The 25,379-nt window shown below is 70.4% G+C and carries 23 protein-coding genes and 1 riboswitch; of the genes, 5 read left to right on the top strand and 18 right to left on the bottom strand.

Going from position 1 to position 25,379, the window contains the following annotated elements; all coding sequences use genetic code 11:
* Positions 1-2: 2 nt before the first annotated feature.
* Together OHA55_RS05960 and OHA55_RS05965 are read right to left on the bottom strand one after the other, a co-directional pair.
* Complete coding sequence (locus OHA55_RS05960) at positions 3-452, bottom strand: SRPBCC family protein (protein ID WP_266703453.1); 450 nt, start codon at positions 450-452, stop codon at positions 3-5.
* A 107-nt stretch (positions 453-559) separates the two neighbouring features.
* Positions 560-1,309, bottom strand: a complete 750-nt coding sequence (locus tag OHA55_RS05965; RefSeq protein WP_266710438.1) for a metallophosphoesterase — start codon at positions 1,307-1,309, stop codon at positions 560-562.
* Between the two features lie 366 nt (positions 1,310-1,675).
* Here OHA55_RS05965 and OHA55_RS05970 point away from each other — a divergent pair, with 366 nt between their 5' ends.
* Positions 1,676-3,472 (top strand): long-chain fatty acid--CoA ligase, encoded by a 1,797-nt coding sequence (locus tag OHA55_RS05970; protein ID WP_266703455.1) that lies wholly within the window; start codon positions 1,676-1,678, stop codon positions 3,470-3,472.
* An 80-nt stretch (positions 3,473-3,552) separates the two neighbouring features.
* Here OHA55_RS05970 and OHA55_RS05975 read toward each other — a convergent pair whose 3' ends face one another.
* Positions 3,553-4,695 carry a glycosyltransferase family 4 protein gene (locus OHA55_RS05975; protein WP_266703457.1) on the bottom strand — a complete coding sequence of 381 codons (1,143 nt, stop codon included), beginning with the start codon at positions 4,693-4,695 and terminating at the stop codon, positions 3,553-3,555.
* Positions 4,696-4,883: 188 nt separating this feature from the next.
* On the opposite strand from OHA55_RS05975, the gene OHA55_RS05980 reads away from it, so the two are divergent.
* The gene (locus tag OHA55_RS05980) at positions 4,884-6,131 is read left to right on the top strand and encodes a glycosyltransferase family 87 protein (RefSeq protein WP_266703459.1); all 1,248 of its coding nucleotides are present in this window, start codon (positions 4,884-4,886) and stop codon (positions 6,129-6,131) included.
* Here the strand turns inward: OHA55_RS05980 and OHA55_RS05985 are convergent.
* From OHA55_RS05985 to OHA55_RS06005, 5 genes are all read right to left on the bottom strand, one after another.
* On the bottom strand, positions 6,107-7,303 hold the full coding sequence (locus OHA55_RS05985) for a hypothetical protein (protein WP_266710439.1): 1,197 nt from the start codon (positions 7,301-7,303) through the stop codon (positions 6,107-6,109). The two genes, OHA55_RS05980 and OHA55_RS05985, sit on opposite strands and share 25 nt — an antisense overlap.
* A gap of 118 nt (positions 7,304-7,421) precedes the next feature.
* On the bottom strand, positions 7,422-8,483 hold the full coding sequence (locus OHA55_RS05990) for an NlpC/P60 family protein (protein ID WP_266703461.1): 1,062 nt from the start codon (positions 8,481-8,483) through the stop codon (positions 7,422-7,424).
* A gap of 256 nt (positions 8,484-8,739) precedes the next feature.
* Positions 8,740-9,765 (bottom strand): NlpC/P60 family protein, encoded by a 1,026-nt coding sequence (locus tag OHA55_RS05995; protein WP_266703463.1) that lies wholly within the window; start codon positions 9,763-9,765, stop codon positions 8,740-8,742.
* A 321-nt stretch (positions 9,766-10,086) separates the two neighbouring features.
* A complete protein-coding gene (locus tag OHA55_RS06000; protein WP_266710440.1) occupies positions 10,087-11,448 on the bottom strand; it encodes an NYN domain-containing protein in 1,362 nt (453 codons plus the stop codon).
* Between the two features lie 36 nt (positions 11,449-11,484).
* Positions 11,485-11,727 carry a hypothetical protein gene (locus OHA55_RS06005; RefSeq protein WP_266703465.1) on the bottom strand — a complete coding sequence of 81 codons (243 nt, stop codon included), beginning with the start codon at positions 11,725-11,727 and terminating at the stop codon, positions 11,485-11,487.
* Positions 11,728-11,915: 188 nt separating this feature from the next.
* Here OHA55_RS06005 and OHA55_RS06010 point away from each other — a divergent pair, with 188 nt between their 5' ends.
* Both OHA55_RS06010 and OHA55_RS06015 read left to right on the top strand, forming a co-directional pair.
* Complete coding sequence (locus tag OHA55_RS06010; protein ID WP_266703467.1) at positions 11,916-12,668, top strand: rhomboid family intramembrane serine protease; 753 nt, start codon at positions 11,916-11,918, stop codon at positions 12,666-12,668.
* Positions 12,665-12,946 (top strand): Lrp/AsnC family transcriptional regulator, encoded by a 282-nt coding sequence (locus OHA55_RS06015; protein ID WP_266703469.1) that lies wholly within the window; start codon positions 12,665-12,667, stop codon positions 12,944-12,946. The genes OHA55_RS06010 and OHA55_RS06015 overlap by 4 nt, the downstream gene beginning before the upstream one ends.
* Positions 12,947-13,030: 84 nt before the next feature.
* Here OHA55_RS06015 and OHA55_RS06020 read toward each other — a convergent pair whose 3' ends face one another.
* The 6 genes from OHA55_RS06020 to OHA55_RS06045 all read right to left on the bottom strand — a co-directional run bounded on the left by OHA55_RS06020 (position 13,031) and on the right by OHA55_RS06045 (position 20,176).
* Positions 13,031-14,449 (bottom strand): aminotransferase class V-fold PLP-dependent enzyme, encoded by a 1,419-nt coding sequence (locus tag OHA55_RS06020; protein ID WP_266703471.1) that lies wholly within the window; start codon positions 14,447-14,449, stop codon positions 13,031-13,033.
* 174 nt (positions 14,450-14,623) lie between these two features.
* Positions 14,624-14,741, bottom strand: a riboswitch (SAM riboswitch).
* 81 nt (positions 14,742-14,822) lie between these two features.
* A complete protein-coding gene (gene trpD, locus OHA55_RS06025; RefSeq protein WP_266703473.1) occupies positions 14,823-15,887 on the bottom strand; it encodes an anthranilate phosphoribosyltransferase in 1,065 nt (354 codons plus the stop codon).
* Between the two features lie 126 nt (positions 15,888-16,013).
* Positions 16,014-17,639, bottom strand: a complete 1,626-nt coding sequence (locus tag OHA55_RS06030; RefSeq protein ID WP_266703475.1) for a ubiquinol-cytochrome c reductase cytochrome b subunit — start codon at positions 17,637-17,639, stop codon at positions 16,014-16,016.
* On the bottom strand, positions 17,636-18,691 hold the full coding sequence (locus OHA55_RS06035; protein ID WP_266703477.1) for a ubiquinol-cytochrome c reductase iron-sulfur subunit: 1,056 nt from the start codon (positions 18,689-18,691) through the stop codon (positions 17,636-17,638). The genes OHA55_RS06030 and OHA55_RS06035 overlap by 4 nt, the downstream gene beginning before the upstream one ends.
* Complete coding sequence (locus OHA55_RS06040) at positions 18,688-19,497, bottom strand: c-type cytochrome (RefSeq protein ID WP_266703479.1); 810 nt, start codon at positions 19,495-19,497, stop codon at positions 18,688-18,690. Before OHA55_RS06040 ends, OHA55_RS06035 begins: the two co-directional genes overlap by 4 nt.
* A 58-nt stretch (positions 19,498-19,555) precedes the next feature.
* Positions 19,556-20,176: a heme-copper oxidase subunit III gene (locus OHA55_RS06045; RefSeq protein WP_266703481.1), complete on the bottom strand. Its 621-nt coding sequence runs from the start codon at positions 20,174-20,176 to the stop codon at positions 19,556-19,558.
* A gap of 187 nt (positions 20,177-20,363) precedes the next feature.
* Between OHA55_RS06045 and OHA55_RS06050 the strand changes: the two genes are divergently transcribed.
* Positions 20,364-20,774 (top strand): hypothetical protein, encoded by a 411-nt coding sequence (locus OHA55_RS06050; protein WP_266703483.1) that lies wholly within the window; start codon positions 20,364-20,366, stop codon positions 20,772-20,774.
* A gap of 52 nt (positions 20,775-20,826) precedes the next feature.
* Here OHA55_RS06050 and OHA55_RS06055 read toward each other — a convergent pair whose 3' ends face one another.
* The 4 genes from OHA55_RS06055 to coxB all read right to left on the bottom strand — a co-directional run bounded on the left by OHA55_RS06055 (position 20,827) and on the right by coxB (position 25,303).
* Positions 20,827-22,089, bottom strand: coding sequence for an Ig-like domain-containing protein (locus tag OHA55_RS06055; protein WP_266703485.1), 1,263 nt, complete (start codon positions 22,087-22,089; stop codon positions 20,827-20,829).
* Between the two features lie 120 nt (positions 22,090-22,209).
* Positions 22,210-22,608, bottom strand: coding sequence for a cytochrome c oxidase subunit 4 (locus OHA55_RS06060; protein ID WP_266703487.1), 399 nt, complete (start codon positions 22,606-22,608; stop codon positions 22,210-22,212).
* A complete protein-coding gene (gene ctaD / locus OHA55_RS06065) occupies positions 22,605-24,341 on the bottom strand; it encodes a cytochrome c oxidase subunit I (RefSeq protein ID WP_266703489.1) in 1,737 nt (578 codons plus the stop codon). Before ctaD ends, OHA55_RS06060 begins: the two co-directional genes overlap by 4 nt.
* On the bottom strand, positions 24,338-25,303 hold the full coding sequence (gene coxB / locus OHA55_RS06070) for a cytochrome c oxidase subunit II (protein ID WP_266703491.1): 966 nt from the start codon (positions 25,301-25,303) through the stop codon (positions 24,338-24,340). Before coxB ends, ctaD begins: the two co-directional genes overlap by 4 nt.
* Positions 25,304-25,379: the final 76 nt, after the last annotated feature.

The following is a 25,379-nucleotide window of genomic DNA, read 5'->3' on the forward strand; positions in this document are numbered from 1 at the left end:
GGTCAGCCCTGGGGGGCGGACTCGACGCGCTTCTTCAGACCGGCGAGCGCGCGGTCGATGATGACCTTCTCCGCCTTGCGCTTGATCATGCCGAGGAGCGGGATCTTGACGTCGACGGCGAGCCGGTAGGTGACCTCGGTGCGCGCGCCGCCGTCGAGGGGCGCGAGTGCGTAGGTGCCGTCGAGCGAGCGCAGCATCTGGGACTTGACGAGGCTCCAGCTGACCTCGTGGTCGCTCTTCCAGGTGTAGGCGAGGACGTGGTCGTCCTTGATGGCTCCGGCGTCGAGGACCAGGCGGACCTGCTCGGCGCGGCCCCGGTCGTCGGTGGCCAGCACCTCGGCCTCCTTCACCTCGCCGGTCCACTCCGGGTAGCGGGCGAAGTCCGCGATCACGCTCATGACGTCGGCCGGTGCCGCCTCGATCGTGATGCTCGAGCTGGTGTGTTCAGCCATCGCCGTGGCCCTCCATGCGCTGTGCCGGTCCGTTCTCGGCAGGAGCCTGCCGGGTGCAGGCTATCGCGTGTGTGCGAGCGCCCCACGCGGGCGTCCCTCGCGGGCGATCACCACTCCAGGGCGAAGGGCCGGCCGGTGGAGGCGAAGTGGCCGACGTTGACGCACTCGGTCGCACCGACGCGCATCCGGCGGGCCAGGGGCTGGTGGACGTGGCCGAAGAGGGCGTACTTGGGGCGGGTGCGGCGGATCGCGTCCAGCAGGGCGCGGCTGCCGCGCTCGAAGCGGCGGGCGACCGTGTCGTAGACGAGTTCGGGGATCTCGGGCGGGATGTGGGTGCAGAGGACGTCGACCTCGCCGATCGCCTCCAGCTTCGCGGCGTACTCCTCGTCGCTGATCTCGAACGGGGTGTTCATCGGGGTCTTGAGACCCCCGCCGACGAATCCGAAGGTCCGGCCGCCGATCTCCACGCGCTGGCCGTCCAGGACGGTGGTGCCGGGTCCGGCGTACTCCGGCCAGAGGGCGGGGACGTCCACGTTGCCGTAGGTGGCGTACGTGGGGGTCGGCATGGCCGCGAACATCTCGGCGTACTGCTTGCGTACGGCACCGAGGATGGCGGCGTTGCGGTCCATGCCGGCCCACAGCTCGCGGCCGAAGTCCCGGGCCTCCTCGTACCGGCGGGCGGTGCGCAGGGCCACGATGCGGTCGGCGTTCTCCACGCCGAAGAGGTCGGGGAAGATGCCGCGCGAGTGGTCGGCGTAGTCGAGGAAGAGGACCAGGTCGCCGAGGCAGATCAGGGCGTCCGCGCCGTCGCCCGCGCGGGCCAGCGCCTCGGTGTTGCCGTGCACGTCGCTGACCACGTGAACCCGGGTGCCCCGGGTGCCCCGGCTCCGGCCACCGCGGGCGGCCTGTTCCGGGGCCTCCGCCGTTCGCTCCTGTGCTGCACGCATGCGGTCACCCTAGCCAAGGCTCCTGTGGCCTGAACAGGGCGTCGGACCTGCGGTTACTTCCGAGTCCGGAGCGGGGTGGTCTAGGGTTCCCGGAACGACGGCCTCTGTATGTGATGCATAAGACATCTGTCCTGCTCCTCTATCCGGAAGCTTTACCGGTGGGTAACGTCCGGGCAGTCCAGTCGTGCTCACCCCACTGAGCACCTGCCAATCGTGGACCGCTTCCGGTGCGTCACACAGAGCCGTGGCACCGGAGCCCGATGAGGAGCAGCAGTCTTGCGCGAGTTCAGCCTTCCGGCCCTGTACGAGGTCCCGACGGACGGCAACCTGACGGATCTCATCCGCCGCAACGCCGCTCAGCATCCCGCCACCGCGGTGATGAGCCGCAAGGTGGCCGGAGTGTGGACCGATGTGACCGCGACCCAGTTCCTGGCCGAGGTCAGAGCCACCGCCAAGGGCCTCATCGCCTCCGGCGTCCAGCCGGGCGACCGGATCGCCCTCATGTCGCGCACCCGCTTCGAGTGGGTTCTCCTCGACTTCGCCATCTGGACCGCGGGCGCCGTGACCGTACCGGTCTACGAGACCAGTTCGCCCGAGCAGATCCAGTGGATCCTGGGTGACTCCGGCGCCGTCGCGGTGATCGTGGAGAGCGAGGCGCACGCCGCGTCGGTCGCCTCCGTCCAGGGCGCGCTGCCTGAGCTCAAGCAAGTCTGGCAGATCGACCGGGGCGCGGTGGAGGAGCTGACCGCGGGCGGCGCCGAGGTCTCCGAGGAGACCGTCGACGAACGCACGACCGCGGCGAAGGCCGACGACCCGGCCACCATCGTCTACACCTCCGGGACCACCGGCCGCCCCAAGGGCTGTGTGCTCACCCACCGCAGCTTCTTCGCGGAGTGCGGCAACGTCGTGGAGCGCCTGAAGCCCCTCTTCCGTACCGGCGAGTGCTCGGTCCTGCTCTTCCTCCCCACGGCGCACGTCTTCGGGCGGCTCGTGGAGGTGGCGGCCGTGATGGCGCCGATCAAGCTCGGCTGCGTACCGGACATCAAGAACCTCACGGACGAACTGGCCTCGTTCCGGCCGACGCTGATCCTCGGGGTGCCGCGGGTCTTCGAGAAGGTCTACAACGCGGCCCGCGCCAAGGCGCAGGGCGACGGCAAGGGCCGGATCTTCGACCGGGCCGCGTCGACGGCCATCGCCTACAGCCAGGCGCTGAGCACCCCGAGGGGCGCCTCCCTCGGGCTGAAGCTCCGGCACCGGCTCTTCGACAAGCTGGTCTACGGCAAGCTCCGCGCGGTACTCGGCGGGCGCGGCGAGTACGCGATCTCCGGCGGCGCTCCGCTCGGCGAGCGGCTCGGCCACTTCTACCGGGGCATCGGCTTCACCGTCCTGGAGGGCTACGGCCTCACCGAGAGCTGCGCGGCCACCGCCTTCAACCCGTGGGACCGGCCCAAGATCGGCACGGTCGGCCAGCCGCTGCCCGGTTCCGTGGTCCGGATCGCCGACGACGGCGAGGTCCTGCTGCACGGCGAGCACCTCTTCGGCGGGTACTGGGGCAACGAGGCGGCGACCGCCGAGGCACTGGCCGACGGCTGGTTCCACACCGGTGACATCGGCACCCTGGACGAGGACGGCTACCTCGCGATCACCGGCCGCAAGAAGGAGATCATCGTGACGGCGGGCGGCAAGAACGTCGCCCCCGCGGTGATCGAGGACCGCATCCGCGCCCACGCCCTGGTGGCCGAGTGCATGGTGGTGGGCGACGGGCGGCCGTTCGTCGGCGCGCTGGTCACGCTGGACGAGGAGTTCCTCGGCCGCTGGGCCCAGGAACACGGCAAGCCGGCCGGTTCCACGGCCCGTTCGCTGCGCAAGGACGCCGAGCTGCTGGCGGAGATCCAGCGGGCGGTGGACGACGGGAACGCGGCGGTCTCCAAGGCGGAGTCGGTGCGCAAGTTCCGTGTCCTGGACGCCCAGTTCACCGAGGAGGCGGGGCACATCACGCCCTCGCTGAAGCTGAAGCGGAACGTCGTCGCCAAGGACTACGCCCACGAGATCGAGTCGATCTACGGCGGCTGATCCCGGCGCGCGAATGGCCCGCACCCGTGCTCGGGTGCGGGCCATTCGCGCGTGGAGCCCTCGGGCGTGTCCGGGGCCGCTCAGAGCAGGGTGCGGAGCTTCTCGGCGAGCAGGTCCCAGCGCCACTTCTCCTCGACCCACTCGCGTCCCCGCTCCCCCATCCTGCGGCGCAGTTCCTCGTCGCCGAGCAGGGTGACGATCCGGTCGGCGGTGTCCTCGGCGTCGCCGCCGCGCACCACCCAGCCGGTCTCGCCGTCCAGGACCGCGTCGGGCGCCCCGCCGGAGTCCCCCGCCACCACAGGAAGACCGGTCGCCGAGGCCTCCAGGTAGACGATGCCGAGGCCCTCCACGTCGAGGCCGCCGCGCCGGGTCCGGCAGGGCATGGCGAACACGTCGCCGGCGCCGTAGTGCGCGGGGAGCTCCTCCCAGGGCACGGGGCCGGTGAAGCGGACGGAGTCGCTCACCCCGGTCTCGGAGGCGAGCTTCTCCAGGTCCTCGGCGTACGGGCCGCCCCCGACGATCAGCAGCACGGTGTCGGGGTGGCGGGCGAGGATCGCGGGCATCGCGAGGATCAGCGTGTCCTGGCCCTTGCGCGGTACCAGCCGGGAGACGCAGACCACGACGGGCCGGTCGGTGAGCCCCAGCCGGGCCCTGACCCGGTCGCCGCCGGACCCGGGGTGGAAGGTCTTCTCGTCGACGCCGGGCGGGAGTTGCACCATGCGGCCGGCCGCCTCGGGGGTGAGCGCGGCGGCGATCCGGGACCGGGTGTACTCACCGAGGTACGTGATCGTGTCGGTGCCCTCCCCGATGCGGCGCAGCAGTCGCCGGGAGGCGGGGAGCTGGGCCCAGCCGGCCTCGTGGCCGTGGCTGGTGGCGACGAGCCGGCGGGCGCCGGCCCTGCGCAGCGCGGGGGCCATCAGCCCGAGCGGGGCGGCGGCGCCGAACCACACGGAGGTACAGCCGTGCTCCCGCAGCAGCCCGGCCGCCCGCCGGGCGACCCGGGGGGTGGGCAGCAGCATCGTCGTGCGGTCGCGGACGACGGTGAAGGGCTGGTCGGCGTCGAACTCGGCGGTGGCCCGCACGCCCTCCTCGGTCCGCTTCCAGGTGGAGGCGTAGACGACGAGCTGTCCGGGGTCCAGCCGCAGCGCCATGTTGTGCAGGAACGCCTGGATGCCACCGGGGCGGGGCGGGAAGTCGTTGGTCACGATCAGGGTCTTGTCCATCGCCGCCGACAGTAACGGACGCCGGCCCGTGACGGACCGCCACCTGTCGGGGACGGGCGGGCCCGTGAGAGGTATGGGCGGGCCCGTGAGGGGGACGGAGGCGGCACACGGCCGCGCCTGAGTCCTCCGCACGGCGGGGCCCGGCATCATGGCTGCTCCGAACGACGGACCCCAGGGGCGGGAGCACCATGACGGGACGGGCCGAAGCCGCGGGAGTGCTCGCGGTCTGGGGGGCGACCAGGGCGGTTCTGCTGCTCTGGGTGCTGAAGGTGGTCGCCGCGCCGGGTCTCGACGTCACCGTGGACGTCTCGGTGATCTACCGGGGCTGGTACGAGGTGCTGCGTACCGGGGTCTTCCCGGCGGGCGACGTCGCCTGGCAGTACCCGCCGGCGGCGGCGCTGCCCGTCCTCTCCCCCGGGCTGCTGCCATTCCTGGAGTACACGACGGCCTTCTTCGTGCTCGTGCTGGTCACCGACGCGCTGGTGCTGGCGCTGCTGCTGCGGGCGGGCTCCCGGCCGGGGGCACGGCGGGCGGGCGCCTGGGTCTGGGTGGCGGGCGTACCGCTGCTGGGCCCGACCGTCTACGCCCGGTACGACCTGATGGTGACGGCCGTCGCGGTGGCGGCGCTGCTGGCCGGGGTGCGCCGGCCGAGGGTACTGGGGGCGCTGGCGGCGTTCGGGGCGCTGCTGAAGGTGTGGCCGGTGCTGGTGCTGCTGGGGACCGCCCCGGGGCGGGTGACCCGGCGGGCCTGGTCGGCGGCGGCGGTGACGGCCGGGGTGCTGGCGGCGGGGTTCTGGCTGGCGATGCCGGGGGCGTTCGCGTTCCTCGCGTACCAGCGCGACCGGGGCACCGAGATCGAGTCGCTGGGCGGGCTGGCGCTCCATCTGGCCCGGCAGGCCGGCTGGCCGGGGCGGATCGAGCTGCGGTACGGCTCGATGGAGTTCCTCGGCCCGGGGCTGGGCCCGGTGTCGTCGCTGGCGCTCTGGCTGGGGGTGGCGGGGTTCGGCTGGCTGGTGGTGTGGCGGTTGCGGGCGCGTACCTTCACGGCGCACACCGCGGCGGACGCGGCGTTCACGGCGGTGCTGCTGTTCACGACGGTGAGCCGGGTGATCAGTCCGCAGTACCTGGTGTGGCTGGTCGGGCTGGGGGCGGTCTGCCTGGTCCTCCCGGGCAGCCGGATGGGACGGCCGGTGCGGCTGGTGCTGGCGGCCTGCCCGGTGACCTTCCTGGAGTTCCCGCTCGGCTTCGTGCACGTGGTGGCGAGCGACGCCACGGGCGTGGCCCTGCTCCTGGTGCGCAACGGCCTGCTGGTCGCGGCGACGGTGATCGCGGCGACGAGGCTGTGGCGGGCGGCGCGGCCGGTGGCCCCCGAGGCGGTGGTGGCAAAACCCCTGGCGCGGACGTCCGTACCTCAGCCGAGCCGGTCGGCGAGGTAGTCCCGCCACCGGGTGGTGAACTCCCGCTCCCCGATACCGAGGACCTTCTCCATCGCCGCGTCCACCGCCCCCTCGCGTCCCTCGTGCGCCCCCACCTCCCGGTAGAGGCCGGTGAGCGCGTCCTCGCCCCACTCCCCGGCGATGAGCTCGCAGGCGAGCCAGCCGCCCTCGTACGCCCGCGCCAGCTCGTCCGCGTCCCGGTCGAAGGCGAAGTCGTCGTCCAGGGGCAGGGCGGCGGGCAGGTCCCGGGCGCGGACGGCGGTGGCGAGTTCGGGGGCGATCTCGCCGGCCGTGCGGTCCTCCCGCCGGTACGCGGCCCAGTCGGCGAACCCCTCGGAGAGCCAGAGCGGGGTGGCCGCCGTGGTGGCGGTACGGGTCGCCACGTGCGTGGTCTCGTGGGTGAGGACGACCCGGCGGCCGAAGGTGCCGAGACCGGCGTACGCCTCCGGGTTGACGACGACCCGGTCCGCGAGGCCCGGCCGTCCCTCGCCGCTGGAGACCGCGCCGGTGGTGACCGCCGCTATCCCCCGGTAGCTCCCCTCCGCCGAGCCCAGGAGCTCCGCCATCTCCCCGGTGGAGGCGGGGACGAGGTAGACCACCCTGGCCGCCCAGGTGTCCGGCCAGGCGGCGGAGACCGCAGGGACCGCGTGGTCGGCGGTCTCCGCGATCTCCCTGAGCTCCTTCGTGGGGCGTCCCACGCCGAGGACCAGGCTGTGGGCGCCGTGCACCGCGACCACCTTGCCCTGGTCCCAGAGCGGTACGGCCGCGTCCTTCGCGGGCCGGTCCGCCGTGAGGTACCAGGAGCCGCCCGAGCCGTCCCGGGCGAGCTCCAGGGTGCGGCGGGCGGTCGCGGGGGCGGTGTCGAAGCCGGCGACGCGGTAGTCCAGCTCCACGTCGGCGGTGGCCCGGTCGGCGCCCCGCGCGGTCACCGACTTCACGGTGTACGTCCAGGTCCGCAGCGGTACGTCCGCCAGGGCGGCCAGTTCGGTGCGCTGGGCGGTGCGCAGCGCGGCGGCGTCCGGGTCGACCACGGCCAGGTAGCCGGCGGTGTCGTGGTGCAGCACGGCGGCGGCCCGCCGGTCCAGGACCGCGGTGAGCTGCCGGGCGGTGGCGGTGTCCGCGGTGCGGTCGGGGGCGGCGCAGCCTCCGGCGAGGAGCCCGGCGGCCAGCAGCCCGAGCAGCCCGACGAGCGGGGCGCCCGCCGCACGCCGGATGCGGGGGCGGACCCGCCGCGTGCCGGACCGGGGTGGTGCCTCGGGCGCCTTGTCTGCCATTCAGCCGATCGTACGGTCAGATACGGGTGACCGAGGAGACGGGCATCATGCCGACCGGGTCGAAGCGGACCCGGGCGCCGGGGTACGGGGCGTGGATGACCTGGCCGTTCCCGGCGTACATGGCGATGTGGCTGGCGTCGGCCCGGTAGGCGACGAGGTCCCCGGGGCGTGCCTGGGAGAGCGGCACCATGCGGCCCGCGTACCGCTGGGCCTGGGAGGTGCGGGGCAGGCTGACGCCCGCGCGGGCGTAGGCCCACTGCATGAGGCCGGAGCAGTCGAAGCTGCCCGGGCCGTTGGCTCCCCAGACGTACGGGCGGCCCAGCGCCTGCTGGGCCGCGGCCAGGGCGGCCAGGGCCCTCGCCGAGCCCGGGAGGCCGCCGGCGGCCTCCCTCAGGGCCTCCAGGCCCCCGGTGCCGTCCGAGCCGGGGGGACGACCGGAGCGGGAGGCCCGCTCGTCGAAGGCGGCGCGCTCCTCGGGGGGCAGGGCGGCCAGCAGCCGTCGGGCCTCGGCGAGCTTGGTCTCCACGGTGTGTTTGTGGCGGGCCACGGCGGCCCGGCCGCGCTCCAGGTCCCGCAGGTCGTCCGCGGCCTCGGCGCGGATCTGGTCCATCTTCTGGCGGGTCCGGCGGAGCTTGTCGAGCGCCAGCGACTGGCGGGCGCCGATCCGGTCGAGGGTGGCGGCCCGGTCGAGGTAGGTGTCCGGGTCGGAGGAGAACAGCAGAGCCAGGGCGGGATCGAGGGAGCCCGCGCGGTACTGCGCCCCGGCGAGAGCGCCGAGGCCCCCGCGCATCGAGTTGAGGGCGGCCCGGGTGCGGGCGGCGGCTTCCTGGGCCCGGTCGACCTCGTCGCGGAGCCGGTCGGTGTCCTCGGCGGCCCGGTTGAACTTCTCGGTGGCCCGCTCGGCCTCGCCGTAGAGCTGGTCGACGCGGGCCCGGGTGGCTTCCCTGTCCTGCACCGGTTCCGCGCTCGCCGGCACCCCGGTGAGGCCGGCGGCGGCGCTCGCGGCGGCCGCCGTCAGGACCGTGGCGCGGACGCCCCGGTTGAGGCCGGACTGGGTGGGACGGCGATGGGACACCACGGGGGCCGTACTCCTTCCGCTGCGCGCGTACGCACGCGGCCTCCTGCCGCCCGGGACGGGCGGGACGACGGACGGGAGCCGCACAGCAGACAGACAGTAATCGCCCGGTTACGCTGCGGCCAAGGACCGGGCGGACCGCGCGGGGTCCCGAAACGGCTCCGCCCCGCCGGTGACCTCGGTATCCGTCGGGGCGGGGCGTCGTGCGGGGGCGTGCCGATTCGCCCGTTCGGGCGTCACGTTCCGGCGTCGGGGGGCGTCAGATGCGGACGCCGACCTGGAAGCTGCCGATGGTGTTCATCGACTCGTAGCGGACGTACGCGCCCGGCTTCGGGGCGTGCAGCACCGTGTTGTCGCCCGCGTACAGGGCGACGTGCGAGGTGTTGTTGAAGAACACCAGGTCGCCCGGCTTCAGCGAGCTGCGGCCGATCTGGGTGCCCTGGTTGATCTGGGTGTACGTGGTGCGGGTGATCGCGACACCGGCCTGGGCGTAGGCCCACTGCGTGAGGCCCGAGCAGTCGAAGGAGTTGGGGCCCGTGCCGCCGGAGACGTAGGGCTTGCCGATCTGCGTGGCCGCGTTGGCGAGGGCGGCGGCGCCGAGGGCGGAGGCCGGGACCTCGTTGCCCAGGTCGACGCGGTCGCCCGCGGAGCGGCTGGCGCGCTCGTCGTCGTCGGCCATCTTCTGGCGCTCGGCGGCGGTGAGGGTGTTCAGCAGGGCCTGCGCGTCGGCGAGTTTCTTCTGGAACTTCTTCTTGTTCGCGCCGAGGGCGTCGCGGACCTCGGAGAGCTCGGAGAGCTTCGCCTGGGCCTCCTTGCGCTCCTGGGCGAGGGTGCGCTGCTTGGCCTGGATCTTCTCCAGCGCCTCCGCCTGCTTGGCGGTGAGGCTGTCCAGGGCCGAGGCCTGGTCGAGGAAGCTGTCGGGGTCCGAGGAGAAGAACAGCTGCACGGAGGGGTCGATGCCGCCGGAGCGGTACTGCGCGGTGGCGATCGAACCGAGTTCACCGCGGAGGCTGTTGAGGTCGGCCTGCTCGCGCGCGACCTTGTCCTGGAGGGCGTCGACCTCCTTCTTCAGCTTGTCCTGCTGCTCCTTGGCGCCGTTGTACTTCTCGGTGGCGGCCTCGGCCTCGTCGTAGAGCTTGTCGACCTTCTCCTTGACCTCGGCCTTGGTCGGCTTGGGGTCGGCGTGCGCGGCCTGGGCGGACAGGGCCACGGCGGCGGCCGCGGTCGCGGTGAGCACGGTCACACGGGCGCGGCTCGGCTGCTTGGGTCGACGGTGGGACGCCACGAAGGCGAGCTCCTTCTTCCTCAGAGCCGCCTACCAGACCGGAGGGCAGTACACCCGGTACGACCCGGCTCCGCACACATCACGGACTCGGCGGTTCCTTCGCCGCCACCCCGAATGAGTGATCAACCGTGCGAAGGTTCGAAGGCCGACCCTAGTGACCAAGCCGTGATCAGTTCAAATCCTCTCCGGAAAAAGTTCGTCACACCCGACGCCCCTTGCCCCCGACACAGCACGTGCAGCCGGAAGTTGACGGTACGTTTCACCGGATGCGGCCGAAAACCGCCGAAAGCGGCACCTGTTCACGTACCGGTATCCCCAAGACTAAACGCGCGAAAGCCGCTTCAGAAGGAGGGCCGACGCCACGGGCCGGGCACCGGCCTTGGCCACTCCGTCCGCCACCTCCCGGTCGGTGGAGACCACCACGACGGGCCGGCCCGGCGGCTCGGCACGGGCCAGTTGCCGGATCAGCTCGTCGGCGGTCACCCCCGCCTTGCTGAAGAGCACCCGGACCCCGCGCGGCGGCGCGAGCAGCACCGGCACGGCAAGCTCCGCCCCGTCGAACACACACGTCATCTCGGCTCCCGTCTGCGCGGCGAGCATCGAGAGCCCACCCAGCAGCCTCAACCGCTGCTTCTCCAGCGGCATCTGCGGATAACCGGTCTTGGTGACGTTGTAGCCGTCGACGATCAGGTGCGCCTGCGGCAGGGCCAGCAGCTGGTCCAACAGCGCCGGGTCGGTCTCCGACAGCGCCCTCGCGGCGATGTCCTTGGGCGACATCCGGCCCGGTTCGACCGCGTCCACCCCGTCTGCGGGACGGGAGGTCGAGGGCGGCAGCGCCAGTTCGCGGCGCAGCCCCGCGGCGGCGTCGAGCACGGTGTCCAGCAGCAGCCGCAGCCGCATGTCCTCGACCGAACGCCCCTCGCGGGCGGCCTTGCGGCCCGTCTCCACCGCGGTCTCGGCCTCCGCCAGGCGCGTCTTCAGCCGGCGGTTCTCGCTCTCGGCCTGGGAGACCTGCGCCGCCGCCTCGGCGCGTACGGCGTCGGTCTCGGCGGCGGCCTTGCGCAGCGCGGCCTCGCTGCGCTTGACCTCGCTGAGGGCGCTGCGCAGCTTGCGGTGGAGCGACTCGGACTCCTTGCGGGCGGCGTCCAGTTCGGCGCGCAGCCGCTCGGTGTCGGCCTTCGTCTGGCCGCGGGCCTGCGCCAGCTCCTCGCGCAGGCGTTCCGTCTCGCGCCGGGTCTCGTCGTCGGCGCGCTCCGCGCTGGCCCGCTGGACCTCCTCGCCGGCGGCCTGCACCAGCTTGACCCAGCCGACCGGCCGGAGGACGTACGCGGCGGCGGCGACGTCCACCGGATCGGCGGCGGCCGGAGGTGCGCCGGCCTCCAGGGCGCGGGCCAGCTCCGGCTGGGCCACCGCGATCCGCTCCCCGATGCGCCCGCGGAAGACGGCGTCGCCCTCCAGGGCGGCAGCCATGGCGTTCCCCGCGAACTTGGCCCGCCGGGTCGGGGTGAAGCGGGCGTACTGCCTCAGCTGGGCGGGCAGTTCGCCGACCGTCAGACCCCCGAAGGCGTCCGAGACCAGCGCGACGACCCGCCGCCGCACTCCCTCGGGCAGCGGGCGGTCGAGCGCCTCGACGGCGCCGTCGGCCCCATCGGCCGGATCAGCGCCGTTGGTCGGCTGCTCCACCATCCGTCACCCCATCGTTTCTGCGGTGCGACTCCGTCAGGAGTCGGCACCTGGCCTGTCCACCAGTTCGATCTGGTCCACCGCGTTGCACCAACGGCAGCGCACCGATTCGATCGTCTCACTGACGACCTCCCGCTCCTCGACACTGGCGTCACCGGCCAGGTCGAGGTGGATGTACTCCACCACCTTCGACGACCGCGTCACGTCGAAACGGGTGAGGTTCCCGCAGAGCGTGCAGCGCCAGCGGGTCGCGTCGGTCGGCTGGGGAACCGTCGTCATCGTGCCGTCCTCTTTCGTCGTCGGGCCTCGTGCCGTCCCGGACCGAGCCCCGTCCTGTCCTGCCTCAAGGATCTCGCGGTGCGCCGTCGAACTGCGGGTGTCCTGGGGCAACCCTACGGCCTTGCGCCCGGCCACCGGCACGGCGAGGCGGTCCGGTCCGGTCCGTCCCCGTACGTCATGCTCCGTACATGATCGAACGGCGAGAAACGGACCCATCGGGTCCGCCGAGGCGGCTCCGCCTCCCGGCCGCGGCGGGCGGCGCCCCGGTCACGTACGGCCTCATGGCCGTGTGCTGCCTGGTCTTCGTCGTCGGCCCGGTCTCCGGCCTCGGGCCCTCCTACGGCACCGCCGACGCCGCTCTCGCCGCCCAGGCCGGGTACTTCGAGCGGTGGGGCGTGATCCCCGCCGAGCTGTGGGACGGATCGGCCCGCGCATGGCTCACCCCGTTCACCGCCCTCTTCGTGCACGGTGGCTGGCTGCACCTGCTGGGCAACATGCTCTTCCTGCACGTGTTCGGCGCCATGGCCGAGGAGCGGATGGGCCACCTCGGCTTCGCCCTCTTCTACACGGGCTGCGGTTATCTGACCCTGGTCGTCTACGCGGCGGCGTACTCCGGCTCCGAGCAGACGCTGGTCGGAGCCTCGGGGGCGATCTCGGCGGTGCTCGGGGCGTTCCTCCGCCTCTTCCCCCGGGCACGGGTCACCAGCATCTTCCCGTTCCTCCTCTTCCTGCCGCTCCGCTTCCCGGCCTGGATCGTGCTCCTCTTCTGGTTCGTCCTCCAGTGGCTGGCGGCCCGGAGCGCGGAGAGCGGTCCGGGCGTCGCCTATCTCGCACACGTGGCCGGGTTCGCCGCCGGATTCGTCCTGGCCCGGGGGGTCCACCGGCGTGGGGCTAGAGTGAAGACACCAGCCACGGCCACCGAGGGAGAAAGCCAGCCGTGATCACCGCGATCGTGCTCATCAAAACCAGCGTCGACCGGATTCCGGAGATCGCGGAGTCCATCGCGGCGCTCGACAGCGTCAGCGAGGTCTTCTCCGTCACCGGCACGTACGACCTGATCGCCATGGTCCGGGTGGCCCGGCACGACGACCTCGCCGATGTCATCCCCGGCAAGATCAGCAAGATCCCGGGCGTGGAGGCCACCGACACCCACGTGGCGTTCCGTACGTACTCGCAGCACGACCTCGAAGCCGCCTTCGCCATCGGCCTCGACGCGTAACCACCGCTCACGGGCGGCCCGGGAAGTACTTCGGCCGGGGACGGGCAGCTGCCCGTCCCCGGCCGAAGTACTTCCCGGGCCGCGTCAGATCTGCGCGGTGCCCCGGTCCGGGACGCAACGGCCGCCCTCGGTGCGGTACTTCCACTGGGCGCCCTCGTTCACCAGCTCACCGACCGCGCGGACGAAACGGTCCACGTGCTCGTCGGGCGTACCGGCGCCGAAGCTGACGCGGATGGCGTTGAGGGAGCGCTCACCCGGCTCGGCCTCCGGCGCACCGCACTCGCCCGGGTCCTGCGGGTCGCTGCCGAGCAGGGTGCGGACCAGCGGGTGGGCGCAGAACAGGCCGTCGCGGACGCCGATGCCGTACTCGGCGGAGAGCGCGGCGGCGAAGTGGGAGCTGTTCCAGCCCTCCACCACGAAGGAGATGACGCCGACGCGCGGGGCGTCGTCGCCGAACAGCGAGAGCACCTTGACCTGCGGCACCTCGGCGAGACCCGCGCGGACCCGGGCGACCAGCCGCTGCTCGCGGGCGACCAGCTTGTCGAAGCCGGCCTCGGTCAGGGCCTTGCAGGCGGAGGCGATGGAGTAGACGCCGATGACGTTGGGCGAACCGGCCTCGTGGCGGGCCGAGGTGGTGTGCCACTCCACGTCCACGCCGCCGTCGGTGCGCCGGGCGACCTTCTTCGAGGCGCCGCCGCCGGCCAGGTAGGGCTCGGAGTCCTGGAGCCAGTCGGCGCGGCCGGCGAGCACGCCGGAGCCGAAGGGGGCGTAGAGCTTGTGGCCGGAGAAGGCGACCCAGTCGACGTCCAGTTCGGCGATGTCCACCGGGTGGTGCGGGGCGAGCTGGGCGGCGTCCAGCACGATGCGGGCGCCGTGCGCGTGCGCGGCGGCGGCCAGTTCCTTGACCGGCCACAGCTCGCCGGTGACGTTGGAGGCGCCGGTGACGCAGACCAGGGCCGGGCCGTAGGGGTCGCGGTCGGCGAGGGCGCGTTCCAGGGTCTCGACGGCCTGCCGCGGGGTGCGCGGCGCGTTGAGGTAGGTGACCCGTGCGTCGCGCCAGGGCAGCAGCGAGGCGTGGTGCTCGGTCTCGTACACGAACACCTCGCAGTCGGCCGGGATCACGGCCGCCAGCAGGTTGAGGGAGTCGGTGGTGGAACGGGTGAAGATCACCTGGTCGCCGGGGCGGCAGCCGAGGAACTCCGCGACGGTGGCGCGGCTGTTCTCGAAGAGGTCGGTGGAGAGCTGCGAGAGGTACCCGGCGCCGCGGTGCACGCTGCCGTAGTACGGCGCGTAGGCGGCGACGTCGTCCCAGACCCGCTGGAGGGCCGGCGCGCTGGCCGCGTAGTCGAGTGCCGCGTAGGTGACCTCGCCGCCGGTGACGAGCGGGACGGTGACGTCCTTGCCGAGTACCGGCAGCGGCGCGATGTCCTCGGCCGAAGCGGAACCGTCGGCGAGAGCGGCGTCGAAACCAGGGGTGTTGAGGGCAGCAGAGGACACGGACATGACGAACTCCCGGAGTACGCAGGCGAATTCACCGTGCCGGCGGGTACGCGGCAGCACGATGTGAAAAGAAAAGGGGGGTGCGGAGAAGGGCGTCGAGCCCTATCGCATTCGCTTGCTCACAAGAGGCTCCCTAGGGACCAGGACCCCGGGGGTTGGCATTCAAGGATGCCGAGGGGCCCGCGCTTGCCGCAGACCTCGCTGCCTACGGCCTGGTCTTCACCCGGGGCACCCCGCCACGGACGGAGGGTTGCCGGACAGCGGGCCGGGGCCGTAGTCGCTGTCACTCATGACCTTCCAGCATCTTGCCACACGAGCCGGTGAACGCAAGGGCACGGTCCGCGATGCGGACCGTGCCCTCTTTCGTGTGCGTACGTCAGGCGTTGCTGGCCGCCACCCAGCGCTCCAGCGCGCGGTGGGCCGCCCCGGAGTCGATGGACTCGGCGGCCGCGGAGATCTTGGCGGCGATCTGCTCGGTGAGGGTGCCCTCGCCCGGGTCGAGCGCCACGAGGGCCGCCGCCGAGTTGAGCAGCACCGCCTCGCGCACGGCGCCCTTCTCGCCGTCCAGCACCCGGCGGGCGACGTCCGCGTTGTACGAGGGGTCGGCGCCGCGCAGCGCCTCGACCGGCACCAGCTCCAGGCCCACGTGGCGCGGGTCGAAGGCCTGCTCGCGCACCTCGCCGTCCCGGACCACCCAGACCCGGGAGGTCGCGGTGGTGGTCAGCTCGTCGAGCCCGTCGTCGCCGCGGAAGACGAGCGCGGAGTTGCCGCGCTCGGCGAGGACGCCGGCCACGATGGGCGCCATCCTCAGGTCGGCGACCCCGACGGCCTGGGCGCGGACGTGGGCCGGGTTGGTGAGCGGGCCCAGGATGTTGAAGGTGGTCTGGGTGCCCAGTTCCTTGCGGGCCTTGGCCGCGTACCGCAGGGCCGGGTGGAACTTCACCGCGAAGCAGAAGGTGATGCCCGCCTCGGCCGCCACCTCGGCCACCCGCTGCGGGGTCAGCTCCAGGTTCACGCCGAGCTTCTCCAGGACGTCGGAGGCGCCGCTGGCCGAGGAGGCGGAGCGGTTGCCGTGCTTGACGACCTTGGCCCCCGTGCCGGCGATCACGATCGCGGACATGGTGGAGATGTTGACCGTCTTCGCGAGGTCGCCGCCGGTACCGACGATGTCGACCGAGGGGCCGGGCACCTCGATGGTGCGGGCGTGCGCGTACATCGCGCGCACCAGGCCGCTCACCTCGGCGACCGTCTCGCCCTTGGCGCGCAGCGCGATGGCGAAGCCCGCGATCTGCGCGTCGGTGGCGTCCCCGCTCATGATCCGGTCCATGGCCCAGGCGGTGTCGTCCGCGCCGAGGTCCTGGCCGCGCAGCAGGGGCGTCAGTACGCCGGACCAGGAACGGTCCGCCGCGCTGTCGCCGCCGTTCGGGGTCGCCACGTTCATGGTCCGCTCCAAGAATCCACAGCCGGAAAGGGGGGTGTCCGTCCACCCTATCGGGGCGCGGGAACCGCGAAGAGCCCCGTCCGGCGAATGGACGGGGCTCTTCGTTGTGGCGATCAGTTCAGGCGATCAGTGGTGACCGTGGCCGCTGGTGATCTCCTTGTACTCCTCGGCGGTGGGCTTGGCGATCTGGTTGTGCTCGCCGTAGTAGCCCTTGCTGAGCTTGGCGCGCAGCTTCGTGAGGGCCGAGACCTTGCGCTCGACACCGTTCTCGTCGACCGTCGGGCCGATTTCGAGCGGCGTGTACTGCTCGTGCGCGGTGAGGGTGTGCAGCTGCCCCGGGGAGAGCGGCTCGTGGATCTCCACGAACTCACCGTGCGGCAGGCGCTTGATGAGCCCGGACTCGCGTCCGTGCAGCACCTTCTCCTTGTCGCGGCGCTGGAGGCCGAGGCAGATCCGCTTGGTGGCGATGAAGACCAGGACCGGCACCACGAAGAAGCCGACACGCACGAACCAGGTGATCGCGTTGATCGACAGGTGGAAGTGCGTGGCCCAGAGGTCGTTTCCACCACCGATGAGCAGGACGAAGTACCAGCTGATCCAGGCGACACCGAAGGCGGTCCGGGTCGGCGCGTTGCGCGGCCGGTCCAGGATGTGGTGCTCGCGCTTGTCACCGGTGACCCAGGACTCGATGAACGGGTACACCGCGATCGCGGCCAGCACCAGCGGGAAGATGACCAGCGGGATGAAGACGCCCAGGACGAGCGTGTGACCCCAGAGGTTGATCTCCCAGCCCGGCATGACACGGATCAGGCCTTCGGAGAAGCCCATGTACCAGTCGGGCTGCGCACCGGTGGACACCTGGTCCGGCCGGTACGGGCCGATGGCCCAGATCGGGTTGATCGAGGCGACCGCGGCGACGACCGAGATGACACCGAAGACCAGGAAGAAGAACCCTCCGGCCTTGGCCATGTAGACCGGCAGCAGCGGCATGCCCACGACGTTCTTGTTCGTACGGCCGGGGCCCGCGAACTGCGTGTGCTTGTGGTAGAAGACCAGGATCAGGTGGCCCACCAGGAGGCCCATCATGATGCCCGGGAGCAGCAGGATGTGCACCGAGTAGAACCGGGCCACGAAGTCGCCGCCGGGGAAGTTCCCGCCGAACAGGAAGTACGCGAGGTACGTGCCGACGATCGGCACGGACAGGATCGCGCCCTGCATGAAGCGGACACCCGTACCGGAGAGCAGGTCGTCCGGGAGCGAGTAACCGGTGAAGCCGGTGAACATGCCCAGGACGAACAGCAGGAACCCGAAGAGCCAGTTGATCTCACGCGGCTTGCGGAACGCGCCCGTGAAGAACACGCGCATCATGTGCACGAACATGCCGGCGAGGAAGATCAGCGCGGCCCAGTGGTGGATCTGCCGGACGAGCAGACCGCCGCGGACGTCGAAGCTGATGTTCAGCGTCGACGAGTAGGCCTCGGACATCCGGATGCCCTGCATGGGCTCGTACGGGCCGCTGTACACGACCTCGTTCATGCTCGGGTGGAAGAACAGCGTCAGATACACACCCGTGAGGATGATGATGATGAAGCTGTAGAGGCAGACCTCGCCCAGCATGAAGGACCAGTGGTCCGGGAAGATCTTGCGCATGTTGGCCTTCGCCAGGCCGTAGATGCCCAGCCGGCCGTCCGCCCAGTCGGCCACCCGCTCACCGGCGGGCGCCTTGCGCGTGGTTTCCGTCGTAGTACTCATCCGCGCTCCCAGAAGGCAGGACCGACGGGCTCTTCGAAGTCACCGAGAGCTTCGAGGTCGCCCTCGCTGCTCACGCCGATCCGCAGCTGCGGAAGCGCGTGCCCGGCCGGACCGAAGATGACGCGGGCGCCGTCGGAGAGGTCGAAGGTGGACTGGTGGCACGGGCAGAGCACGTGGTGCGTCTGCTGCTCGTACAGGCTGATCGGGCAGCCGACGTGGGTGCAGATCTTGGAGAAGGCGACGATGCCCTCGTGCGCCCACTCCCGCTCGCGCTTGTCCTTGATGTCGTCCGGCTCGATGCGGATGATCATCAGGGCGGCCTTGGCGATCTGCGCCTGGAAGTCCTCGGCGTCCTCCTCCAGGCCCTCGGGCATGGCGAAGGTCAGCGAACCGACCGCGATGTCCTCGGGACGAAGAGGCTCCATCGTGTTCATGTTGATGAGCTTCTTGCCCTCGGCCCACAGGGTCGAGCGGAGCTTCTTCTCCGGCAGCGGACCCAGGTCGCGCAGCAGCACCACACCGGCGAGCGGCACCAGGGCCAGCGCGCCGAACATCGTGGTGCGGATCAGCTTGCGACGGCCGATCACGGACTCCTCGGCACCGGCCTTGAAGTCCGCGAGGACCTGCGCCTTGACCTCGGGCGTGGCCTCGATCGGGTGCCGGTCGGCGGGGGTCTCGACGTCGGACATCAGGGTGCGCGCCCAGTGGACGGCACCCGCGCCGATGGCGAAGAGCGCCACGCCCAGGGTGAGACCCAGGGAGAAGTTCAGCGCGCTCACGTGACCGAACGGCCAGATGTAGACGATCTTGTCGACCGGGAAGATGACGTAGGAGGCGATGAACGCCACCGTCGCCAGCATGGACAGGATGAACAAGTACGCGACGACCCGCTCGGAGCGGTTCGCGGCACGTTCGTCGATGTCCTGGATGCGCGGCTTGTGGGCCGGCATCCCCGGGTTCGCGAACGGATCGTCCGCGACCACTACCGCGCCGTGCGCGGAGTCCTGCTCGGCGAGCAGGCTCTTGTCTGGATTCTCTTCTTGGCTACTCATGACTTCTTGGCCTTAGCGGTGTGGGCCGCGACCCAGACGGCGACGGCGATCAGGAGGCCCAGACCGAAGATCCAGGCGAACAGGCCTTCGCTGACCGGTCCGAGGCCACCGAGCGACAGGCCGCCCGGGCTCTCGCTGTTGTCACCGTTCACGGTCTTGATGTACGCGATGATGTCCTGCTTCTGCTGCTCGGGCATCGTCGTGTCGGGGAAGGAGGGCATGTTCTGCGGGCCGGTCTGCATGGCCTCGTAGATGTGCTTGGGGCTCGCGCCTTCCAGGCTCGGGGCGTACTTGCCGTCCGTCAGCGCGCCGCCCGCTCCCACGAAGTTGTGACACTGCGCGCAGTTGGTGCGGAACAGCTCGCCACCCTTGGCGATGTCCGCTCCGTCGGGGCTGACCTGCTTCGCGGTCGGCGTGATCGGGCCGGCGCCGAGCGAGGAGATGTACGCCGCGAGCTGGTCGATCTCGTCCTGCGAGTAGATGACCTTCTTCGCGGGGATCTGGGCGCCCGGCTGCTGCGCGGGCATGCGGCCGGTGCCGACCTGGAAGTCGACGGCGGCAGAGCCGACGCCGACCAGCGAAGGCCCGTCGGACGTGCCCTGACCACTGGTTCCGTGGCAGCTGGCGCAGCCGACGGTGTAGATCTTCTTGCCCTCCTCGATGGGGAGGGACTGGACGGATTCGTCTGCCTGCGCCTTGCCCGCAGGCGCAAACGCGGCGTACAGCCCCCCGGTAGCCGCCAGCGCGAGGAGTAGTACGACGACGGCCGCCAGTGGATGGCGTCGTCGTGCGGAGAGCTTTTTCACGGATTACCCCGGTGTCAGGATCTTCTGCGTCGATGAGTGGGTGGGTGCGAGCGCCCGGTTACTTGATCATGTAGATCGTCGCGAAGAGGCCGATCCACACGACATCGACGAAGTGCCAGTAGTAGGACACGACGATGGCTGCGGTCGCCTGTTCGTGGGTGAACCTCTTGGCTGCGTATGTTCTGCCGAGAACCAGCAGGAAGGCGATGAGACCGCCTGTCACGTGCATGCCGTGGAAGCCGGTGGTCAGGTAGAACACCGAGCCGTACGGGTCGGAGGACAGGGAGAGCCCGTCCGTCTTGACCAGCTCGGTGTACTCCACGACCTGGCCGCCGATGAAGATCGCACCCATGACGAACGTGATGATGAACCACGTCCGGAGCTTCTTCACGTCGCCCCGCTCCGCGGCGAAGACGCCGAGCTGGCAGGTGAGAGAGGAAAGCACCAGGATCGTGGTGTTCGTCGCGGAGAACGGGAAGTTCAGATGGTCGGCCATCTCCTTCCAGTGATCCGGTCCCATCACCGATCGCAGGGTGAAGTACATCGCGAAGAGGGCCGCGAAGAACATCAGCTCGGAACTCAGCCAGATGATGGTTCCGACGCTGGTGAGGTTCGGCCGATTGACCGACGGGTGCGCGTGCCCGGTTTCTACTGTCGTTGCTGTCGCCACGACCGACATTATGTCGGTCGCTTATCCCGCCCTCACTCCCGGGGGTGCCGTTCGGTGTGTCAGAGGGGTGTGTCCTCCCCGAACGGCCCAGTGGAACGACGTCATTAGCGGTGCTGACGGGCTGTCCGCGGGAGTACGATCCGCGCATCGGTTCATGCCCCGAGAGCCCCGACGACACAGCTGTCACGGAGGAACAATGCAGGCGACCGCCACGGTCCTGGTCTACAGCGACGACGCCAATGTCCGCGAGCAGGTGAGGCTCGCCACCGGCCGACGGCCGGCCGCCGACGTTCCCGAGGTGCGTTTCCTGGAGTGCGCGACGCTGCCCGCGGTGCTGTCCGCGCTCGACGCCGGCGGCGTCGACGTCTGCGTACTGGACGGCGAGACCGCGCCCGTGGGCGGCATGGGCGTATGTCGGCAGATCAAGGACGAGGTGTTCCACTGCCCGCCCGTGCTGCTGCTGATCGGGCGCCCGCAGGACGCCTGGCTGGCCACCTGGAGCCGCGCTGACGCCGCGGTGACCCTTCCGGTGGACCCGGTCGAGTTCGCGGACGCCCTGGCCGCACTGGTGCGTGCACGGCTCCAGGTGGCCGCCGGGGCGTCCTGACGCCCGCACGGCTCTGGTGAACGGTCGTCCCGGGAGGCGGCGCACCCCGGCGTCAGACCTGGGGACGCAGGCGCGCCGCCTCGACGGTGTTCGTGTTCGTTCCGGCTTCGGGTGTGGCGTTCCTCAGGGCGCTGCCCTTCTGCCACGCCTCCCAGGAGACGTTCCAGTCCCCGAACCCGTTGTCGAAGGGGGTCATGGTCTCCCCCTCGCTGCCGACGACCTTGACGACGTCGCCCTCGCGGACGGTGTCGAAGAACCATTCGGCGTTGTCCGTGCTCATCCCGGTGCAGCCGTGGCTGACGTTGGCGCTGCCCTGCGAGCCCACGGACCAGGGCGCCGCGTGCACGTATTCACCGCTCCACGTCACCCGGGTGGCCCAGTAGACCGGCAGGTCGTACGACTCCGAGGAGCCCTCCGCGATACCGACGGTCTCGCCGCGCATCCGGACGAACGCCTCCTTCCCGAGCACGACCTTGACGCCGTTGCGGGTGGAGAAGCCGGGCTTCCCGGTGGTGACCGGAATGGTGTTGATCACTTCCCCGTTGCGGAGCACGGTCATCTCGTGCTCGGAGGCGTCGGTGATGGCCTCGATCCGGTCGCCGATGCTGAGGTGCAGCGGCTTGACCTCGGCGCCGTAGAGGGCGTTGGTCACCTTGATGCCCTTGAAGTTGCTGCTCACTTCGACGGACGCCCCGGCGGGCCAGTACTCCTGGGGCCGGTAGTGCAGGATCTTGTCGTCGACCCAGTACCAGGAGCCGGTCACCGCGGGGGTCGAACGGACCTTGAGGGAGCGTTCGACCCTGGCTCTGGCGGCCTTGTCGGTGACCGGAGCGCTGAGTTCCGCCGTGATGGGCTGTCCGACCCCGTACGTGCCCGCCTGAGGGCCGAAGGAGACGCTCAGGAGCTTCTTCGGGGAGGTGGTCTCGAAGGAGAGCGTACGGCTGCCGGGAGCGCCGTCCTCGTTCTCGGTGGTGACCCTCACCTCGTACCGCGCGCCTGCGGCGAGCGGGGCGGTGGAGTGCCAGCGTTTCCCGTCGGCGGAGAGTTCGCCGGCCAGACGGCGGCCGGTGGTGTCCGCGGCCGTCACATCCGTGATGCGTCCCTCGTCACCCTTGACGGTGACTTCCAGGGGCTTGTCGGGATCGGCCTTCCCCTGCGGGGCATGGCCGTTGAAGGAGACCTGGTCGGCCGCGTCGAACGGCTTGGCCGAGAGCGGGTGACCGTCGGGCTCTCCACAGGCGGTCGCACCGGCGACCATGGTCACGACCAGCAGGGTGCAGCTCACTACGGAGCGGGTGCGCGGCGTGTCGTTCATGAACTCACGCTAAGAAGATGTAGAGGATCCAGCGCGTTCTGGGACTGCAAACGAGCGAGGGGCCCGACCGCTCCGGTAGAGCAGTCGGGCCCCTCGCGGGGTGTTACGGGTGACGCGGTGTCACTGGGTGCGGTTCTCACCGCGGTAGTACTCGAAGACCCAGCCGAAGAGGCCGATGGCCAGCATCGGGGCCGAGAAGTACGCCAGCCACCAGCCGAAGGCGATGCTCATGAAGAGCAGTGCGCCGCCGATCGCCAGGGCGAGCGGCTGCCAGCTGTGCGGGGAGAAGAACCCCACGTCGCCGGCCTCGTCGGCCACGTCGGCTTCCTTGTTGTCCTGCGCCATCTGGTCGACCCTGTTGGCCGTGAAGGACAGGTAGAAGCCGATCATGATGGACAGCCCGAAGGCCAGGACGAGGGCGGTGGTGCCGACCGGCTCCTTCGACCACACACCGTACGTGACGGCCATGATCAGGATGAAGACGCTCAGCCAGATGAAGAGCTTGCCCTGGATCTTCACTTACCTGCCTCCTTGCCACCGGCGAGAACCTTGTCGGCCTCGGAGTGGTGACCGAGCTGCTCCAGTGCGGCGATCTCCGGGTGGTGCAGGTCGAACGCCGGGGATTCGGAGCGGATCCGCGGCAGGGTGATGAAGTTGTGGCGCGGGGGCGGGCAGGAAGTCGCCCACTCCAGCGAACGGCCGTAGCCCCACGGGTCGTCGACCTCGACCTTCTTGCCGTACTTGGCGGTCTTCCACACGTTGTAGAAGAACGGCAGGATCGACAGACCGAGCAGGAACGAGGAGATCGTCGAGATCGTGTTCAGCGCGGTGAAGCCGTCGGCCGCGAGGTAGTCCGCGTAGCGACGCGGCATGCCCTCGGCACCGAGCCAGTGCTGCACCAGGAACGTGCCGTGGAAGCCCACGAACAGCGTCCAGAACGTGATCTTGCCGAGCCGCTCGTCCAGCATCTTGCCGGTGAACTTCGGCCACCAGAAGTGGAACCCGGCGAACATCGCGAACACCACGGTGCCGAAGACGACGTAGTGGAAGTGCGCGACGACGAAGTACGAGTCCGAGACGTGGAAGTCCAGCGGCGGCGAGGCCAGCAGGACACCGGTCAGACCACCGAAGAGGAAGGTGATCAGGAAGCCGATCGACCAGAGCATCGGGGTCTCGAAGGACAACGAGCCCTTCCACATCGTGCCGAGCCAGTTGAAGAACTTCACACCGGTCGGTACCGCGATGAGGAACGTCATGAAGGAGAAGAACGGCAGGAGCACGCCGCCCGTCACGTACATGTGGTGCGCCCACACCGTCACGGAGAGACCCGCGATGGCGATCGTGGCCGCGATCAGGCCGATGTAGCCGAAGAGCGGCTTGCGGCTGAATACCGGGATCACTTCGGAAATGATTCCGAAGAATGGCAGCGCGATGATGTACACCTCTGGGTGCCCGAAGAACCAGAAGAGGTGTTGCCAGAGCAATGCGCCGCCATTGGCCGCGTCGAATACGTGGGCCCCGAATTTTCTGTCCGCTTCCAACGCGAAGAGCGCGGCGGCGAGGACCGGGAAGGCCAGCAGGACCAGGACGGCCGTCAGCAGGACGTTCCACACGAAGATCGGCATCCGGAACATCGTCATGCCGGGCGCGCGCATGCAGATGATCGTGGTGATGAAGTTGACCGCGCCGAGGATCGTGCCGAAGCCGGAGAAGGCCAGACCCATGATCCACATGTCGGCGCCGACGCCCGGCGAGCGGACGGCGTCCGACAGCGGGGAGTAGGCGAACCAGCCGAAGTCGGCGGCGCCCTGCGGGGTGAGGAAGCCTCCCACCGCGATGAGCGAACCGAAGAGGTACAGCCAGTACGCGAACATGTTCAGCCGCGGGAACGCCACGTCGGGCGCACCGATCTGCAGCGGCATGATCCAGTTGGTGAAACCGGCGAACAGCGGCGTCGCGAACATCAGCAGCATGATCGTGCCGTGCATCGTGAACGCCTGGTTGAACTGCTCGTTCGACATGATCTGCGTACCCGGCCGGGCCAGCTCGGCGCGCATGAAGAGCGCCATCAGGCCACCGATGCAGAAGAACGCGAACGATGTGACCAGGTAGAGCGTGCCGATCGTCTTGTGGTCAGTGGTGGTCAGCCACTTGATGACGACGTTTCCCGGCTGCTTGCGCCGTACCGGCAGCTCATCCTCGTACGAGTCGTCTGCTGCCGCGGCACCCTGAGGTTCGTTGAGGATGCTCACAGTTTGTTGGTCTCCGCATTCCTGGCGGGGTCAGTCTGCTCGATGCCTGCCGGCACGTAGCCCGTCTGCCCCTTCTCCGCCAGCTCCTTGAGGTGCTGCTGGTAACGCTCGGGAGAGACAACCTTGACGTTGAAGAGCATCCGGGAGTGGTCGGCGCCGCAGAGCTCGGCGCACTTGCCCATGAAGGTGCCCTCCTTGTTCGGAGTGACCTCGAACGCGTTGGTGTGGCCCGGGATGACGTCCTGCTTCATGAGGAACGGCACCACCCAGAAGGAGTGGATGACGTCACGTGAAGTGAGGATGAAGCGGACCTTCTCCCCCTTCGGCAGCCACAGGGTCGGGCCCGGGTTGCCGGTCTGGGGGTTGCGCGTGCCCGGGATTCCCGCGTCGTAGACGCCGTTGGCGCCCTTCGGGAAGTCCGCGAGGTAGCGGTCGGGAATCGAGGAGAGCTCCTCGGGCGTCGTGGTGGTGGCCGGCTCGCCGTCCACCTTCTCGACGTAGTTGAACGCCCAGCTCCACTGGTAGCCGACCACGTTGATGTTGTGGACGGGCTTGGTGGAGAGGGTGAGGAGCTTCGATTCATCGCGCGCGGTGAAGTAGAAGAGCACCGAGACGATGATGAGGGGGACCACTGTGTACAGCGCCTCGATGGGCATGTTGTACCTGGTCTGCGGAGGTACCTCTACCTTGGTCCGGCTACGCCGGTGGAAGAAGGCGCTCCAGAGGATCAGCCCCCAGACGAGGACACCCGTGGCGAGCGCTGCCGCCCACGAGCCCTGCCAGAGGGAGAGGATCCGAGGGGCCTCTTCCGTTACCGGGGTAGGCATACCGAGGCGAGGGAAATCCTGCCAGTTGTACGAACAACCGGAGGCCGTCGCCAGGACCAGGCCCGCAGTCAGCACCTGCGGCAGCTTCCGCCGCATCGGGCGCCGCGACGAGCGGTCGGAGCCGTTGGGACTCACGTAGCGCCTTCCCGAGAGTCTCGCCCGCTACGGTCGGCGCGCCCGTATGTCTCTGGTCGGTCGCCGCCCTGTCGCG

It is taken from the genome of Streptomyces sp. NBC_00102, from assembly GCF_026343115.1.
Taxonomy (GTDB): Bacteria; Actinomycetota; Actinomycetes; order Streptomycetales; family Streptomycetaceae; genus Streptomyces.

Coding starts and splice junctions, on each gene's coding strand:
- OHA55_RS05960 (WP_266703453.1), bottom strand. CDS start 452: ATGGCTGAACACACCAGCTCGAGCATCACGATCGAGGCGGCACCGGCC.
- OHA55_RS05975 (WP_266703457.1), bottom strand. CDS start 4,695: ATGGACAAGACCCTGATCGTGACCAACGACTTCCCGCCCCGCCCCGGT.
- OHA55_RS05980 (WP_266703459.1), top strand. CDS start 4,884: ATGACGGGACGGGCCGAAGCCGCGGGAGTGCTCGCGGTCTGGGGGGCG.
- OHA55_RS06005 (WP_266703465.1), bottom strand. CDS start 11,727: ATGACGACGGTTCCCCAGCCGACCGACGCGACCCGCTGGCGCTGCACG.
- OHA55_RS06010 (WP_266703467.1), top strand. CDS start 11,916: ATGATCGAACGGCGAGAAACGGACCCATCGGGTCCGCCGAGGCGGCTC.
- OHA55_RS06020 (WP_266703471.1), bottom strand. CDS start 14,449: ATGTCCGTGTCCTCTGCTGCCCTCAACACCCCTGGTTTCGACGCCGCT.
- trpD (WP_266703473.1), bottom strand. CDS start 15,887: ATGAACGTGGCGACCCCGAACGGCGGCGACAGCGCGGCGGACCGTTCC.
- OHA55_RS06030 (WP_266703475.1), bottom strand. CDS start 17,639: ATGAGTACTACGACGGAAACCACGCGCAAGGCGCCCGCCGGTGAGCGG.
- OHA55_RS06035 (WP_266703477.1), bottom strand. CDS start 18,691: ATGAGTAGCCAAGAAGAGAATCCAGACAAGAGCCTGCTCGCCGAGCAG.
- OHA55_RS06045 (WP_266703481.1), bottom strand. CDS start 20,176: ATGTCGGTCGTGGCGACAGCAACGACAGTAGAAACCGGGCACGCGCAC.
- OHA55_RS06050 (WP_266703483.1), top strand. CDS start 20,364: ATGCAGGCGACCGCCACGGTCCTGGTCTACAGCGACGACGCCAATGTC.
- OHA55_RS06055 (WP_266703485.1), bottom strand. CDS start 22,089: ATGAACGACACGCCGCGCACCCGCTCCGTAGTGAGCTGCACCCTGCTG.